General features: G+C 66.6%; 14 protein-coding genes. 5 read left to right on the top strand and 9 right to left on the bottom strand.

The window, feature by feature from the left end; all coding sequences use genetic code 11:
• Positions 1-81: 81 nt before the first annotated feature.
• Positions 82-240, bottom strand: a complete 159-nt coding sequence (locus tag DM194_RS27975) for a hypothetical protein (RefSeq protein ID WP_162629937.1) — start codon at positions 238-240, stop codon at positions 82-84.
• A gap of 115 nt (positions 241-355) precedes the next feature.
• Here DM194_RS27975 and DM194_RS02075 point away from each other — a divergent pair, with 115 nt between their 5' ends.
• From DM194_RS02075 to DM194_RS27970, 4 genes are all read left to right on the top strand, one after another.
• Positions 356-919: an ankyrin repeat domain-containing protein gene (locus DM194_RS02075; RefSeq protein WP_111065696.1), complete on the top strand. Its 564-nt coding sequence runs from the start codon at positions 356-358 to the stop codon at positions 917-919.
• 41 nt (positions 920-960) lie between these two features.
• Positions 961-1944: a cobalamin biosynthesis protein gene (locus DM194_RS02070; RefSeq protein WP_111065695.1), complete on the top strand. Its 984-nt coding sequence runs from the start codon at positions 961-963 to the stop codon at positions 1942-1944.
• A gap of 239 nt (positions 1945-2183) precedes the next feature.
• A protein-coding gene (locus DM194_RS02065) for an IS630 family transposase (RefSeq protein WP_246024207.1) occupies positions 2184-3141 on the top strand; the annotation gives its coding sequence in 2 pieces (ribosomal slippage) (positions 2184-2525 and positions 2527-3141; 957 coding nt in all).
• 20 nt (positions 3142-3161) lie between these two features.
• Complete coding sequence (locus tag DM194_RS27970) at positions 3162-3566, top strand: hypothetical protein (protein ID WP_162629949.1); 405 nt, start codon at positions 3162-3164, stop codon at positions 3564-3566.
• Between the two features lie 32 nt (positions 3567-3598).
• Here the strand turns inward: DM194_RS27970 and DM194_RS02060 are convergent, their stop codons facing one another.
• The 3 genes from DM194_RS02060 to htpX form a co-directional block, all read right to left on the bottom strand.
• Positions 3599-4333: a hypothetical protein gene (locus tag DM194_RS02060; protein WP_111065694.1), complete on the bottom strand. Its 735-nt coding sequence runs from the start codon at positions 4331-4333 to the stop codon at positions 3599-3601.
• Positions 4334-4370: 37 nt separating this feature from the next.
• Positions 4371-5303: a DHH family phosphoesterase gene (locus DM194_RS02055; RefSeq protein WP_111065693.1), complete on the bottom strand. Its 933-nt coding sequence runs from the start codon at positions 5301-5303 to the stop codon at positions 4371-4373.
• A 99-nt stretch (positions 5304-5402) separates the two neighbouring features.
• Positions 5403-6431 (bottom strand): zinc metalloprotease HtpX, encoded by a 1029-nt coding sequence (gene htpX, locus DM194_RS02050; RefSeq protein WP_111065692.1) that lies wholly within the window; start codon positions 6429-6431, stop codon positions 5403-5405.
• Between the two features lie 123 nt (positions 6432-6554).
• On the opposite strand from htpX, the gene DM194_RS02045 reads away from it, so the two are divergent.
• On the top strand, positions 6555-6758 hold the full coding sequence (locus tag DM194_RS02045; protein WP_111065691.1) for a succinate dehydrogenase assembly factor 4: 204 nt from the start codon (positions 6555-6557) through the stop codon (positions 6756-6758).
• A 23-nt stretch (positions 6759-6781) separates the two neighbouring features.
• Here the strand turns inward: DM194_RS02045 and DM194_RS02040 are convergent, their stop codons facing one another.
• The 5 genes from DM194_RS02040 to DM194_RS02020 all read right to left on the bottom strand — a co-directional run bounded on the left by DM194_RS02040 (position 6782) and on the right by DM194_RS02020 (position 12964).
• Positions 6782-7858: a sn-glycerol-3-phosphate import ATP-binding protein UgpC gene (locus tag DM194_RS02040; protein WP_111065690.1), complete on the bottom strand. Its 1077-nt coding sequence runs from the start codon at positions 7856-7858 to the stop codon at positions 6782-6784.
• A gap of 25 nt (positions 7859-7883) precedes the next feature.
• Positions 7884-8732 carry a sn-glycerol-3-phosphate ABC transporter permease UgpE gene (gene ugpE / locus DM194_RS02035; RefSeq protein WP_111065689.1) on the bottom strand — a complete coding sequence of 283 codons (849 nt, stop codon included), beginning with the start codon at positions 8730-8732 and terminating at the stop codon, positions 7884-7886.
• Positions 8729-9613, bottom strand: a complete 885-nt coding sequence (gene ugpA, locus DM194_RS02030) for a sn-glycerol-3-phosphate ABC transporter permease UgpA (RefSeq protein ID WP_111065688.1) — start codon at positions 9611-9613, stop codon at positions 8729-8731. Before ugpA ends, ugpE begins: the two co-directional genes overlap by 4 nt.
• Before the next feature lie 97 nt (positions 9614-9710).
• On the bottom strand, positions 9711-11063 hold the full coding sequence (gene ugpB, locus DM194_RS02025; protein ID WP_111065687.1) for a sn-glycerol-3-phosphate ABC transporter substrate-binding protein UgpB: 1353 nt from the start codon (positions 11061-11063) through the stop codon (positions 9711-9713).
• A 299-nt stretch (positions 11064-11362) separates the two neighbouring features.
• On the bottom strand, positions 11363-12964 hold the full coding sequence (locus DM194_RS02020) for a hybrid sensor histidine kinase/response regulator (protein WP_246024244.1): 1602 nt from the start codon (positions 12962-12964) through the stop codon (positions 11363-11365).
• Between the last annotated feature and the right edge of the window lie 270 nt (positions 12965-13234).

Here is a 13234-nt window from a genome sequence, read left to right as displayed (position 1 = left end):
TCCGTACAATCCGGATCCAACCGCAAAGCGGGGCCAAGGTTCCGCCCATGCTTTTGCCGAGACTTCCGATTAGGCGCCCGCTCAGGTGCGGGCAGCCGCCGCGGGCGGGGGCAGGACGCCGCGCGGTTCCGGCATGGCGCCCAGGAACCACCAGAGGCCGAACCCGATCAGCACGGCCTTCACCAGCAGGAACAGGGCGATGTGGCGGGCGAGCGGGTTGCTCAGCGCGGTACGAAGCAAGGCGGCCCCCTGGACGAATGCGGCGCGCGCACCGAACCGGCAAGGCCGATCTGGCAAAGGCGCCCAACTTTTGGCTAGTATCCGGCACCTCTGCTGTCAAGGAAGGATACCCGCCATGAAGCGGCTCCTGCTCGCCACCCTCCTCGCCGCCGGCCTGTCGGCCGGCTCCGCCGCCCCGGCCCTCGCCCAGATCAGCCTGTTCCAGGACACCGGGCTGATGCAGGCGATCAACGAAGGCGACGTCGCCAAGGTGAAGGGCGCCCTGTTGCGGGGTGAGAATCCGAATCAGGCCGACATCCACGGCAAGACCGCCCTGTTGGCGGCGGTGGACCGGGCCAACCCGGCGATGGCCGGCCTGCTGCTGGACAGCGGCGCCAACGTCAACCGCGCCGACAAGTCCGGCAACACCCCGCTGCTGGCCGCCGCCGAGAACGGCAACCCGGATCTGATCGACCTGCTGCTGAAGAAGGGCGCCAAGGTCGACATGGAGAACCGCGAGGGCATGACCCCGCTGATGGTCGCCGCCCGCGCCGGCCGCGCCGACGTGGTGGAGCGGCTGCTGAAGGCCGGCGCCAAGGTCGACCGCTCCGACTTCACCGGCCGTACCGCGCTGCACTGGGCGCAGGAAAGCCGCAACGCCCGCGTCGGCACCCTGCTGCGCCAGGCCGGCGCCCGCTGACCGGCCCCCGCTGATGCATATCCTCTAGTTGCGGAGACGCCATGTTCGGTTCGGCCTTCGGCGGTCCCGGCCCGCTGCTGCTTCTGCTGCTGGCGCTGGGGATCGACGCGCTGTTCGGCGACTGGCTGGACCGTATCCTCCCCGATCCCGCCGGGCTGGCGCGGCGTTTCTGCAACGCTGCCGACGCCCGGCTGAACCGGGCGGAACGCGGCGCCACGGCGCAGGTGTTCCGAGGGGCGCTGGTGGTGCTGGCGCTGCTGGTGATCGCCGTGGCGGCCGGGCTGGCGGTCGAATGGGTCGGCTCCATCGGGCGCGGCTGGATGCTGGAGTTGCTGGCCCTGCTCTGCGGCCTGCGCGGGCGGGCGGCCTGGACCCGCGTGCGGGCGGTGCGCCGCGCGCTGGAGAGCGGCGGCGTGGTACCCGGCCAGGAGGCGATCCAGTCGCTGACCCGCCGCCACGTCTATGGGCTGGACGAGCACGGCATCGCCCGCGCGGCGGTGGAGGCCGCGGCCCGCGCCTTCGACCGCAAGCTGGTGGCGCCGGTCTTCGGCTATGCCCTGCTCGGCGTGCCGGGCCTGTTCGTCTGGACCGTCATGGACGGCGCCGACGCCGCGCTGGGCAGCCCCGGCGTCCGCCATGGCCGCTTCGGATCGACCGCGGCAACCTTGGACGACGCGCTGAACGCCCTGCCCGCCCGGCTGGCCGGCCTGCTGCTGGCGCTCGCCGCCCCCTTCATCGGCACCGCCAATGCCGGCAGCGCCTTCCGCACGTTGCGGAGCGACGCGCGCAAGCACCCGTCGCTGAACATGGGCTGGCCGATCGCGGCGATGGCCGGCGCGCTGGGCCTCGCGCTGGGCGGTCCGCACCGCGACGGCGGCGTGGTCATCAGCGAAAGCTGGATCGGCGACGGCCGCGCCCGCGTCACCTCCGCCGACATAGGGCGAGCGCTCGCTCTCTCCGCCGTCGCCGCCCTTCTGCTGGTCGGGCTGGTGGCGCTGCTGCTGTGGGGAATGGTGGGGATTTAAACCATGGATAGCTCCTCCCCTGTCGTTTCAAAGCCAGAAGGATGCATGAACGAGATCACGACCCTCTAGCGTGGAAGGGTTGATGTGATATTCTCTATGTGATAAAATTTAAAGGTTGGCGGTGCTTTTTGAACCTTTGTGAGAAACCTCAGCGCATGGATTAGAGCATCGCGCCTGAAATCTGAATCGACAGTTGCGCTTGGGCCGTTGACGTGATTCACCGTTGTTGGAGGTGGATCATGGGGCGCAGCTATTCGTCGGACCTTCGGGTTCGGATTTACGGAGAGGTCGAGAAAGGCGGTTCGCGTCGGGCGGCGGCGCGCCGGTTCGATGTGAGCGCGAGCACGGGCGTGCGGCTTGCTCAGCGCATGGCGGCAACGGGCTCGCTGGACCCGGCCCGGCAGGGGCGCCCACCGGGCGGTGGCAAGCTGGCCCCGCATGCCGAACTTCTGATCGGCTGGGTGGAGAAGCAAGGCGACATCACCATGCCCGAACTGGCGGCCAAGCTGAAGGCCGAGCGCGGGGTCACGGTCCACCCCGCCTCGCTGTCGCGCTTCCTGCTCGCCCGCGGCTTCACTGTCAAAAAAAACGGTGCTGGCGAGCGAGGCCGGTCGCGCTGACGTTGCTGAGGACCGCCGGAGTTGGCGCAGCCACCGTCAGCCCCGGATGCGCGAGGAGCCGGATCGGCTGGTGTTTCTCGACGAGACCGCAACCACCACGAAGATGACCCGACTGCGCGGACGGGCCAAGCGCGGCCAGCGGTTCAAGGCCACGGCGCCGTTTGGCCATTGGGGCACCCAGACCTTCATCGCTGCCCTGCGCTGCGACGGGCTGACCGCCCCGTGGATCATCAAGGGCGCGATGAACCGGACGCTCTTCGAGACCTATGTCGAGACACAACTCGCCCCGACCCTGCGGCCGGGCGATGTCGTCATCCTCGACAACCTATCCAGCCATAAGAGTGAAAAGGCCAAGGCCATCCTCAAGGAACGTGGCGCTTGGTTCCTCTTCCTGCCGCCCTACAGTCCCGACCTCAACCCTATCGAAATGGCGTTCGCCAAGCTCAAAGCTCATCTCCGCCGCATCGGCGCCCGTACCATCGAGGAGTTGTGGAGGGCTGTCGGCTCTATCTGCGACCTCTACACACCAGACGAATGCTGGAACTACCTCAAACATGCAGGATATGCGTCAGATTAAACGCTCGAAACTCTAGTAGAATGACGCATGCACCTTTTACGATTTTACTCGTTGGTCTTGACGCCAATCTAGCCGAGATCGTTTCTTCTTCTTCCAAACTATCAGTTCGGACCCTCGAAGAAAAACTAGCACAATACTCGCAGAATATTAAAGAAATTACTCAGTTCGCAAGCTATAATGATATTAAAATAGAAAAATACATGGATTATATTAGCTCTATAATGAGAAATTATTCAAAACTTGAAGCGTCAATTCTAGAGAGAAGGAATACCACTCTTAACCGCGCCCTCGATATCTTTACCGCAGCTATAAAAACATTCTTCGAAATTGTGAAGAACTACACAAGGCCGCCTGGACCTCCATCGCTCCCCGGCTGGGATCATATATTTAGAATATCTGACCACACAAAAAATGATAAGAAGTAGAGCTCGCTAAATATCTATCGAACTTCAGAACATTAATAGTAAATCAACATCTCCCTCCACGGCCCGACATCCTCCACCATGTAGAACGGCCCGCGCCGGTCGCGCACGACCCGCAGGATGAAGCGGCTGATCCCGCCGGCCTTTATGGTCCACAGGTCGCCGCCGTCATCCAGCGGCCGAAGCTCCAGCTCGTCCGGCACCGGGGCCTCGCCCAGCCGCTTCAGGATGCGGTCGGCACGGGTGCGGTCGATGGCGGGCAGGCTTTCGGCGGCGCGGATGTCGAAACGGTCGCTCTTCACATAGCGGGTGCCGGAGCCCTGGATCGGGCTGGAGGGCCGGCCCGGCTGCAGCCGCGCCCGCGCCGCCATCAGTCGCCAGCGCGCCGTGCCGCAGGCCTCCACCGCCGCGGCATGGATGACGGCGACCCGTTCGATCAGGTCGGGGAACAGCGGCATCAACTCCCGCCGCTTGTAGGCGACGCGGCTCATCAGGTCGTGGATGGAGCGTTCGGCCGTCGCCGCGGCCTCCGGCAACTCCAACGTCTCGGCCGCCAGCAGCCCCGGGATGGCGTCGAGCGCCGCCCCCGTCACCAGCGCGTCGATGCGGGCCAGCGCCGCCGCTCCGGCGGCATCGGTGCGGGCGATGGCGTCGGCCACCACCGGGCGGGCGCGGTCGAGCGCCTCGGCCCGCGGCACCTCGTCTGACAGGGCGGACAGCCAGCCGGCGTCGAACAGGGCGTCGTCGGGGAAAAGAGGAAGTCCGCTCAATCGCTTGAAACCCGCGCTGGAAACCGCTTGGTTGAGGTCAGCCGTCCGCCCGCATACGGGCGACGATGGCCTCCAGCACCTCTTCCGCCCGGTCGTTGTCGACCTGGCAGGTGCCGGCCGCCTGATGGCCGCCGCCGCCATATTGCAGCATCAGCGGGCCGATGTCCGTCTTCGAACTGCGGTTCAGGATCGATTTGCCGCAGGCCAGCACGGTGTTCTGCTGCTTCAGGCCCCACAGCACATGGATCGACACGTTGGTGTCGGGGAACAGCGCGTAGATCATGAAGCGGTTGCCGGCATAGATCGTCTCCTCCCGGCGGAGGTCGAGCACGACGACGTTGCCGCGCACAGTGGCGCAGCGCTTCAACTGGTCGACGAACAGTTCGGCATGCTGGGTGTAGAGATCCACCCGCTCCTTCACGTCGGGCAGTTCCAGGATCTGCTCGATGGAATGGCTGCGGCAGTAATCGATCAGGTCCATCATCAGCTGGTAGTTCGACACCCGGAACTCGCGGAAGCGGCCGAGGCCGGTGCGCGCGTCCATGATGAAGTTCAGCAGGGTCCAGCCGGTGGGGTTGAGGATGTCCTCGCGCTGGTATTGGGCCGAGTCGGCCTGATCGACCGCCGCCATCATCTCCTCGGAGATGGTCGGGAAGCGCTCCTTGCCGCCGTAATAATCATAGACGACGCGGGCGGCGGAGGGCGCCTTGGGATCGATGATGTGGTTCGCCTTCCCGCCGACGCGCATGGTCTCCGACAGGTGATGGTCGAACACCAGATGGGCGCCCTCGACGTAAGGCAGGTTGGTGGTGATGTCGCGGCCGGTGATCTCGATCTTGCCGTCCTGCATGTCCTTGGGATGGACGAACTTGATCTCGTCGAGGATGCCCAGATCCTTCAGCAGGACGGCGCAGACGAGCCCATCGAAATCGGAGCGGGTGACGAGGCGGTATTTCGCGACTTCGGACATGCAAGCTTCCCCTGGCGGCCGTCTTGGTTGAGCGCTGGCCGGAAGGGTAGTCATGCACCCGTCCGGCGCGCAATCCTTTAGCAGCGGCCGCTTCGGAGATCAGCCCCAGGGACCGCGGCGGTTCTGCGGCATGAAGCCGCCCTGGCCGCCCTGCGGCGGTGCGCCCCAGGGCGAGCGGCCGTCGCGCGGCGGGGTCTGGTTGCCCCGGAAGCCGCCACCAAAACCGTTGCCAAAGCCGCCTCCAAACCCAGTGCCGAAGCCGCCGCTCTGGGCCGCCATCGCGCGCAGCCGCGCCACCCGCTCGCCCATGTCGGGGTGGGTGGAGAACAGGCTGGCCATGCTGGCGCCGCTGAGGGGGTTGGCGATGAACAGGTGGGCGGTCGCCGGATGCGCCTCCGCCTGATGGTTGGGAATGTGGCTGGCGCTGTTGTGGATGTTGGTCAGCGCGTCAGCCAGCCAGTTGGGACGGCCGCAGATCTCGGCGCCGATGCGGTCGGCCTCGAACTCGCGGGTGCGGCTGATCGCCATCTGCACCAGCGTGGCGGCGATGGGGGCGAGGATGGCGGCCAGGATGGCTCCGACCATGCCCAGCGGGTTGCCGCCGCGCTCGTCGCTGCTGGAGGCGCCGAAGAACAGGCCGAAATTGGCGAGCATCGACACCGCACCGGCGATGGTCGCGGTGATCGTCATGATCAGCGTGTCGCGGTTCTTCACATGGGCCAGCTCATGCGCCATCACGCCGGCGATCTGCTCCGGCGTCAGGCGGTACAGCAGGCCGGTGGTGGCGGCGACCGCCGCATGTTCCGGATCGCGGCCGGTGGCGAAGGCGTTGGGCTGGTCGTTCTCGATGATGTAGACGCGCGGCATCGGCAGGCCGGCGCGCTCCGCCAGCCGGGCGACGATGCCGTAGAACTCCGGCGCCGAATAGGCGTCGACCTCGCGGGCGCCGTACATCGACAGCACCATGTCGCCGGAATTCCAATAGCTGAACAGGTTCATGCCCAGCGCGACGACGAAGGCGATGATCAGGCCGGTCTTGCCGCCCAGCAGGAAGCCGACCGCCATGAAGATCGCCGTCAGGCCGGCAAGGAGAATGGTGGTCTTCAGATAGCTGGTCATGATCGCCATATCGGTTCAGGATGGGCAGGAGCGGGTCGGCGGGTTGAAACGCCGCGCTCCCGGAATGACCAGGATATGGGTTTTGTCCGGACCCTCGTTCAAGATGCCCGCCGGAATACCCGCATTATCGCGATGGATATGATGACCGAACCGACCAAGCCGCAGAAGGACGCCGCCGAGGCGATCGCCGACACCACCGGCGCGATTGCCGACAACGCCGAGGCCACGGAAACCAAGGGCCCCGAGCAGAAGCCGGGCGAGATCGGCGGCCCGAAGGGGCCGGAGCCGACCCGCTATGGCGACTGGGAATTCAAGGGGCGCTGTTCCGATTTCTGATCGCCGGTTTCCGAGCGCCGGAGTCAGTCGATCCGGCGCCCGGTCACCGCGTCGAACAGGTGCAGGGCGTCGGCCGGCGGGGCGACGGTCAGCCGGTCGCCGATGTGGCAGCTCGGCAGACCGGCCATGCGGACCAGCAGCGTCTCGCCGCCCGGCAATCGGCCATAGACCACCGTGTCGGCCCCCAGCGCCTCGACCAGTTCCACCTCGATGGAGAAGCCTTCCGCCGCGGCGGCCAGATGCTCCGGCCGGATGCCCAGCTTCACCGGCCGGCCGGCGTCGGTCGGGCGCGGCAGCGGCAGCGGAAGACGCAGGGTGCCGGGTTGGCCGCCCCGCAGCAGCACCGCCTCGCCACGGTCGTCGATGCGGCCGTCCAGAACATTCATCGGCGGCGAGCCGATGAAGCCGGCGACGAACAGGCTCGCCGGGCGCTGATAGACCTCCAGCGGCGTGCCGATCTGCTCGGCGACGCCATGGTTCATCACCAGGATGCGGTCGGCCAGCGTCATCGCCTCCACCTGGTCGTGGGTGACGTAGAGGCTGGTGATGCGCAGCCGGTCCTGCAGCCGCTTGATCTCCACCCGCATCTGGGTGCGCAGCTTGGCGTCCAGGTTGGACAGCGGCTCGTCGAACAGGAAGGCGGCGGGCTCGCGCACGATGGCGCGGCCCATGGCGACGCGCTGGCGCTGGCCGCCCGACAGCTGGCTCGGCCGGCGGTCGAGGAAGCGCTCCAGTTCCAGGATCTCCGCCGCCTTGTCGACCCGCGCCCGGATCTCCGCCTGGGGAATGCCGCGGATCTTCAGGCCATAGGCCATGTTGTCGAAGACCGTCATGTGCGGGTAGAGCGCGTAGTTCTGGAACACCATAGCGATGTCGCGGTCCTTGGGTTCCAGATGGTTGACCACGCGCCCGCCGATGGCGATCTCGCCGCCGGTGATGCCCTCCAGCCCGGCGACCATGCGCAGCAGGGTGGACTTGCCGCAGCCGGACGGCCCCAGCAGGACGAGGAACTCGCCGTCCCGGATCGCGATGTCGATGCCCTTGATCGCTTCGACCGGCCCGTAGGATTTGCGGACGTCGCGGATTTCAACGGTTGCCATTGTTCTTCTTTCCTTCGTCCGCGTCTTACTTTTCGCTGTCCACCAGGCCCTTGACGAACCAGCGCTGCATCAGCACCACTACCGCCACCGGCGGCAGCATCGCCAGCACCGTGGTCGCCATGATGAGGTTCCAGTCGTTGGCCGATTCACCGGTGCCGATCATCTTGGTGATGCCGGTCACGATGGTTTCCATGTCGCCGCTGCTGGTGACCAGAAGCGGCCAGAGATACTGGTTCCAGCCATAGATGAAGAGGATGACGAAGAGCGCGGCGATGTTGGTGCGCGACAGCGGCAGGACCACGTCGATGAAGAAGCGCACCGGCCCGGCGCCGTCGATCTTGGCGGCCTCCAGCAACTCGTCCGGAATGGTCAGGAAGAACTGGCGGAACAGAAGCGTCGCCGTGGCCGACGCGATCAGCGGGATGGCCAGACCGGCATAGGTGTTGATCAGGCCGAGATCGGCGACGACCTTGTAGGTCGGGATGATGCGCACCTCGACCGGCAGCATCAGGGTGATGAAGATCAGCCAGAAGAAGGCCATGCGCAGCGGGAAGCGGAAGAAGGCCACCGCATAGGCCGACAGGATCGAGATGGCGATCTTCCCCAGCGCGATGGCCAGCGCCATGACGAGGCTGTTCAGCATCATGGTGCGGACGGGCGTGTATGTGGCGCGTGCGCCCGCCTCGCCGGCCCAGGCCTGGGCGTAGTTGTCCACTCCCTGCCCGCCCGGCCACAGCGGCAGCCCGCCGCGGCCGATGGTGCCGGAATCCCAGGTGGAGCCGATCAGCGTCACATAGATCGGATAGGCGAAGATGAGGACGCCGGCGATCAGGACGATGTGCGGCACGAGGTCGATGAATCGCGTCGGCTTCATGCGTAATGGACCTTGCGCTCGATGTACCGGAACTGCACCGCGGTCAGGGCGATGACGATCACCATCAGGATCACCGACTGGGCCGACGATCCGCCGAGGTCGTTGTTGACCACGCCGTCATGGTAGACGCGGAAGATCAGCGTCTCCGTCGCCTTGCCGGGCCCGCCCTGGGTCAGGGCATGGATGGTGCCGAAGGTCTCGAAGAAGGCGTAGACCATGTCGACCACCAGCAGGAAGAAGGTGGTCGGCGACAGCAGCGGGAAGGTGATGGTCCAGAAACGCCGGACCGGGCCGGCGCCGTCGATGCTGGCCGCCTCGATCACCGAGCGCGGGATCGCCTGCAGGCCGGCCAGGAAGAAGATGAAGTTGTAGGCCACCTGTTTCCAACTGGCGGCCATGATGACCATCCACAGCGCCTGCCCGCCGTTCAGCCGGTAGTCCCAATCATAGCCGAGCGCCCTCAGCGCCCGGCCGAACGACCCGATGTCGGGGTTGAAGATGAACATCCACAGCACCGCCGCGACCGCCGGCGCCAGGGCATAGGGCCAGATCAGCAGCGTCTTGTAGGCGTGCGCCCCCTTGATCCTGGAATCGGCGAGCACAGCCAGCAGCAGCGCCGTGCCCATCGACAGCACGGTGACCGCGACGCTGAAGATCACCGTGACTTTCAGCGTGTCGAGATAGTTCGGATCGGTCAGCACATGCTCGAAATTCTCGAACCAGACGAACTCGCTGCGGATGCCGAAGGCGTCCTGCAGATGCACCGACTGCCAGACGGCCTGGGCCGCCGGCCAGATGAAGAACACCAGCGTCACCACCACCTGAGGCGCAAGCAGCAGGTAGGGCAGCAGCCGGTTGTCGAATGTCACGCGACGCTGCAAAGCTTGGTCTTTCGTGGATTGTGCGGAGCGCTTGGAGGATTTCCCCCTCTCCCCCGGAGGGCGGGAAGAGGGGATCCCGGCGAGGTTACAACCTGCCTCAGCCCTTGTTGGCGCGCTCGAAGTTGCGCAGCACGGCGTTGCCGCGCTTCACCGCGGAGTCCAGCGCCTGGCGGGCGTCCTGCTGGCCCTGGAAGGCCTTCTCCAGCTCTTCCTGGATGATGTTGCGGATTTCCGGCAGGTTGCCCAGCCGCAGGCCCATGCTGTTCTCGGTGGTGGGCGTGCGGGTCAGCTGGGTGGCCGGCACGTCGGCGCCGGGGTTCTTCTCGTAATAGCCCTGGGCCTTGGCCAGTTCGAAGCCCTTCATCGTCACCGGGACATAGCCGGTGTCCATGTGCCACTTCGCATCGACCTCCGGCCGGGCGAGATAGCTGAAGAACTCCGACACCGCCTTGTACTCGGCCGGCGTGCGCTTGGGCGAGGTCATGACCCAGAAGGCGGCGCCGCCGATGATGCTGTTCTTCGGGCCGTCCTTGGCGAATTCCGGCCAATAGGGCAGCGGGGCGGCGCCCCAGGCGAAATTCGCCTCCTTGCTGGTGCGGCTGCGCAGGCCGGACGAGCCGTGGATCATCGCGCATTCGCCCGACGGGAACAGGGCGTCCGGCTTGTTGTCGCGGCCGCCATACTTGAACAGCCCCTCCTTCTGCATGTCGATCAGCGTCTGCACATGCTTGACGAAGAGCGGGGCGTCGATCTTCAGCTCGGCGTTCAGCCCGCCGAAGCCGTTGGACTGGCTGGCGAAGGGGGTGTTGTGGATGGCGCCCAGCTGTTCGAACTGCGCCCACACCGGCCATGAGGTGGTCATCGGGCAGGTGGAGCCCGACGCCTTCAGCTTCTTCGCCGCCTCGATCATCTCCGGCCAGGTCGCCGGCGGCTTGTTCGGGTCGAGGCCGGCCTTCTGGAAGGCGTCCTTGTTGTAGAACATGATGGTGCTGGAGCTGTTGAACGGCAGCGCCATCATCTTGCCGTCCTTGGACGAGTAATAGCCCTTCACCGCCGGGATGTAGGCGTCGGCGTCGAAGGACGCCCCCGTCTCCTGCATCAGCTGGTAGACCGGCTTGATCGCCGGGCCGGCGGCCATCATCGTTGCCGTTCCGACCTCGAACATCTGGACGACATGCGGCGCGTTGCCGGCGCGGAAGGCGGCGATGGCCGCCTGCATCGTCTCGGGATAGGCCCCCTTGTAGGAGGGGTTGACCTGGACCGCCTGCTGGCTGTCGTTGAAGTCCTTGACGACCTGCTCCAACTGGCCGCCCAGCGGCTGCGGCAGGCCGTGCCAGAAATCGATCACCGTCTTCGATTGCGCCAGCGCGGACCCCGGAAGGGCGGCGAGCAGCAGTGCGGTGGTGGTGGCGGCGCCCGTCAGGAGGGCAAGCTTGCGGCGGGTCAACATGCAGTGGGTCTCCCTGTCCCGGTAAGGTGCGCGGTTGTCATGAGGGCAATGGGTTGCCGTCCCGCGACGCTTTCGTGAAGTTTTGGTGGCAGACGCATGCGGCCTTCTGTCCGGCCATCCGTTTGCGCTTTCGAAAAGTGCCGATAACCTGATGATCGCTTTCGAAATTGTTTGGTTGCTCTAAGCGTCACACTGCCCACGCAGGGCTGGCTCTGTCAAGACGCGGCATTACAGTCTTGTGACGTGGAATGGCCGCCGGCCGGGATGTTGCGGAGCGAAAACGCCCAGGCGCGTAAAGGCTAACGCGAACAGGGGATGCCCGACCGCCATGCACCCGCCGGAAGAGCAGCCGCCCCCGCCTGCAGACTGTGACTGAGCAGGCGGCGCAGGGCCACGGGGTCGCAGGGCTTGTGGACCAGCGACAGGCCGCTGCGGTCGACGCTGCGCAGGCGGTCGGGGTCGGTGTCGCCGGTCACGATCACGCCCGGCACGCGCCGGCCGCAACGGGCGCGCACCGCGTGGATGGCGTCGATGCCGGTCTCCAGCCCCGACAGGCGCAGGTCGGACAACACGAGATCCGGGGCGGCGGCGGCGCTGTCCAGCTCGGCGCAGGCCTCGACGATGCCGCGGGCGGGGATGACGGCATAGCCCCAACCGCGCAGCAGCATGCCGATACCCTCCAACTGCATGGCGTCGTCCTCGATCACCAGCACCGTGCCGGCCTTCGCCGGAGCGGCGGAAGCGGGCGTTCCGACCGCCGGCTCGGGTTCGCTGTCGGCGGAATCCTCGCCCGACCGGTCGCCGTCCGGGCCGGCCAGCGGCACCTCCACCGCGAAGACCGAACCCTTGCCGAGCCTGGAGCGCACCGTCACCGGATGCCCCAGCACCTGCCCCAGCCGGCGCACGATGGCCAGCCCCAGCCCCAGCCCCTGCTTGCGGTCGCGGCCGGGATTGCCGAGCTGGTGGAAGTCCTCGAAGATCACGGCATGGTTGGCCGGGTCGATGCCGACGCCGGTGTCCCATACCTCGATGCGCAGGCTGTCGCCGCGCCGCCGCGCCGCCAGCAGGATGCCGCCCTTCAGGGTGTAGCGCAGGGCGTTCGCCAGGATCGGCCGCAGCAGCCGCTCCATCAGCGCAGGGTCGCTGGTGACCTGGGCGTCGAGCGGACGGACGTTGAAGCGCAGCCCCTTGGCCTCCGCCTCCGGCCCGAACTCCTCCAGCATCTTGGCGAGCAGTTCATCGACCGGGAAGGTCTGCGGATTGGCGGTGACCAGCCCGGCCTCCAGCGCCGACACCTCCAGCAGGGCGCGCAGCAGGGTCTCGCCGCCGACGATCGCCTGCTCCAGCTTGTTCGCCAGTTCGATGGAGGCCGGATCGGTGAGCTGGCCCATCAGCAGATGGTGGAACAGGTGCATCGCCTGGAAGGGCTGGCGCAGATCATGGCTCGCCGCCGACAGGAACTTGCCCTTCGCGGTGCGGGCGCGCTCCGCGTCGGCCCGCGCCTGCGCAGCCTCCGCCCGCGCCTCGGCCAGGGCGGCGGCACCGGCATCGGCGATCAGCGCCACCGCGCGGACGGCGCCGCCGGCATCCCGCACCGGGTTCAGCGCCACGGCCTGCCCCGGTCCGGGAAACAGTCCGGTACCGCTCACCGGCATGCCCGTCGCCATCACTTGGCGCCGCAGCCCGTCGATCGCCTCGGCCACCTCCGCCGCCAGCCCGCCCTCCGCCAGGGTCCGCCCCTCCACCGCATCCCGGGCGAGGCCGAGCGCCTCGGCGAAGGCACGGTTCGCCACCAGCACGCGCCCGTCTTCGCCAAGCAACGCATGGGGGGCGTCGTTGGTTGAAATAAGCGCGTCGAACCAGTCCGCGCGGGTCGGCGTCTGTACTTGGATGAGAGGCATCGGCATGTACTCGGCGAATCTGCGGGGAAGACTGACGATACGGGAAACAGGCGCTTTGAAGTCCGGGCGAACGGGAGTCTTGGGACCACCGCGTTACCTCTGCTTTATCTTGTGCTCCGATCGATCGTGTCAAATGCGACCTCAGTCGATTCCATATCCTATGGTTCGTTCAAAGGCACTAATGCTTTAAGCCGAGGCTGCGCCGTAGCCCCTTCGCCGTCAAGGCGGGAGGACGCTTTCGCATGCAGCCGAAGCCGCGCTATAAGACGG

The sequence above is a fragment of the Azospirillum ramasamyi genome (genome assembly GCF_003233655.1).
GTDB lineage: Bacteria > Pseudomonadota > Alphaproteobacteria > Azospirillales > Azospirillaceae > Azospirillum > Azospirillum ramasamyi.
The sequence above is the reverse complement of the archived record's forward strand: the minus strand, read 5'-3'. Positions and strand labels throughout refer to the sequence as shown.

What these genes read in the sequence shown, in the direction of transcription:
- ugpB (WP_111065687.1), bottom strand. Translation starts at nt 11,063, where the DNA reads ATGTTGACCCGCCGCAAGCTTGCCCTCCTGACGGGCGCCGCCACCACC.
- DM194_RS02020 (WP_246024244.1), bottom strand. Translation starts at nt 12,964, where the DNA reads ATGCCTCTCATCCAAGTACAGACGCCGACCCGCGCGGACTGGTTCGAC.
- ugpE (WP_111065689.1), bottom strand. Translation starts at nt 8,732, where the DNA reads ATGAAGCCGACGCGATTCATCGACCTCGTGCCGCACATCGTCCTGATC.
- DM194_RS02045 (WP_111065691.1), top strand. Translation starts at nt 6,555, where the DNA reads ATGGATATGATGACCGAACCGACCAAGCCGCAGAAGGACGCCGCCGAG.
- htpX (WP_111065692.1), bottom strand. Translation starts at nt 6,431, where the DNA reads ATGGCGATCATGACCAGCTATCTGAAGACCACCATTCTCCTTGCCGGC.
- DM194_RS02070 (WP_111065695.1), top strand. Translation starts at nt 961, where the DNA reads ATGTTCGGTTCGGCCTTCGGCGGTCCCGGCCCGCTGCTGCTTCTGCTG.
- DM194_RS02040 (WP_111065690.1), bottom strand. Translation starts at nt 7,858, where the DNA reads ATGGCAACCGTTGAAATCCGCGACGTCCGCAAATCCTACGGGCCGGTC.
- DM194_RS02075 (WP_111065696.1), top strand. Translation starts at nt 356, where the DNA reads ATGAAGCGGCTCCTGCTCGCCACCCTCCTCGCCGCCGGCCTGTCGGCC.
- DM194_RS02055 (WP_111065693.1), bottom strand. Translation starts at nt 5,303, where the DNA reads ATGTCCGAAGTCGCGAAATACCGCCTCGTCACCCGCTCCGATTTCGAT.
- DM194_RS27970 (WP_162629949.1), top strand. Translation starts at nt 3,162, where the DNA reads ATGACGCATGCACCTTTTACGATTTTACTCGTTGGTCTTGACGCCAAT.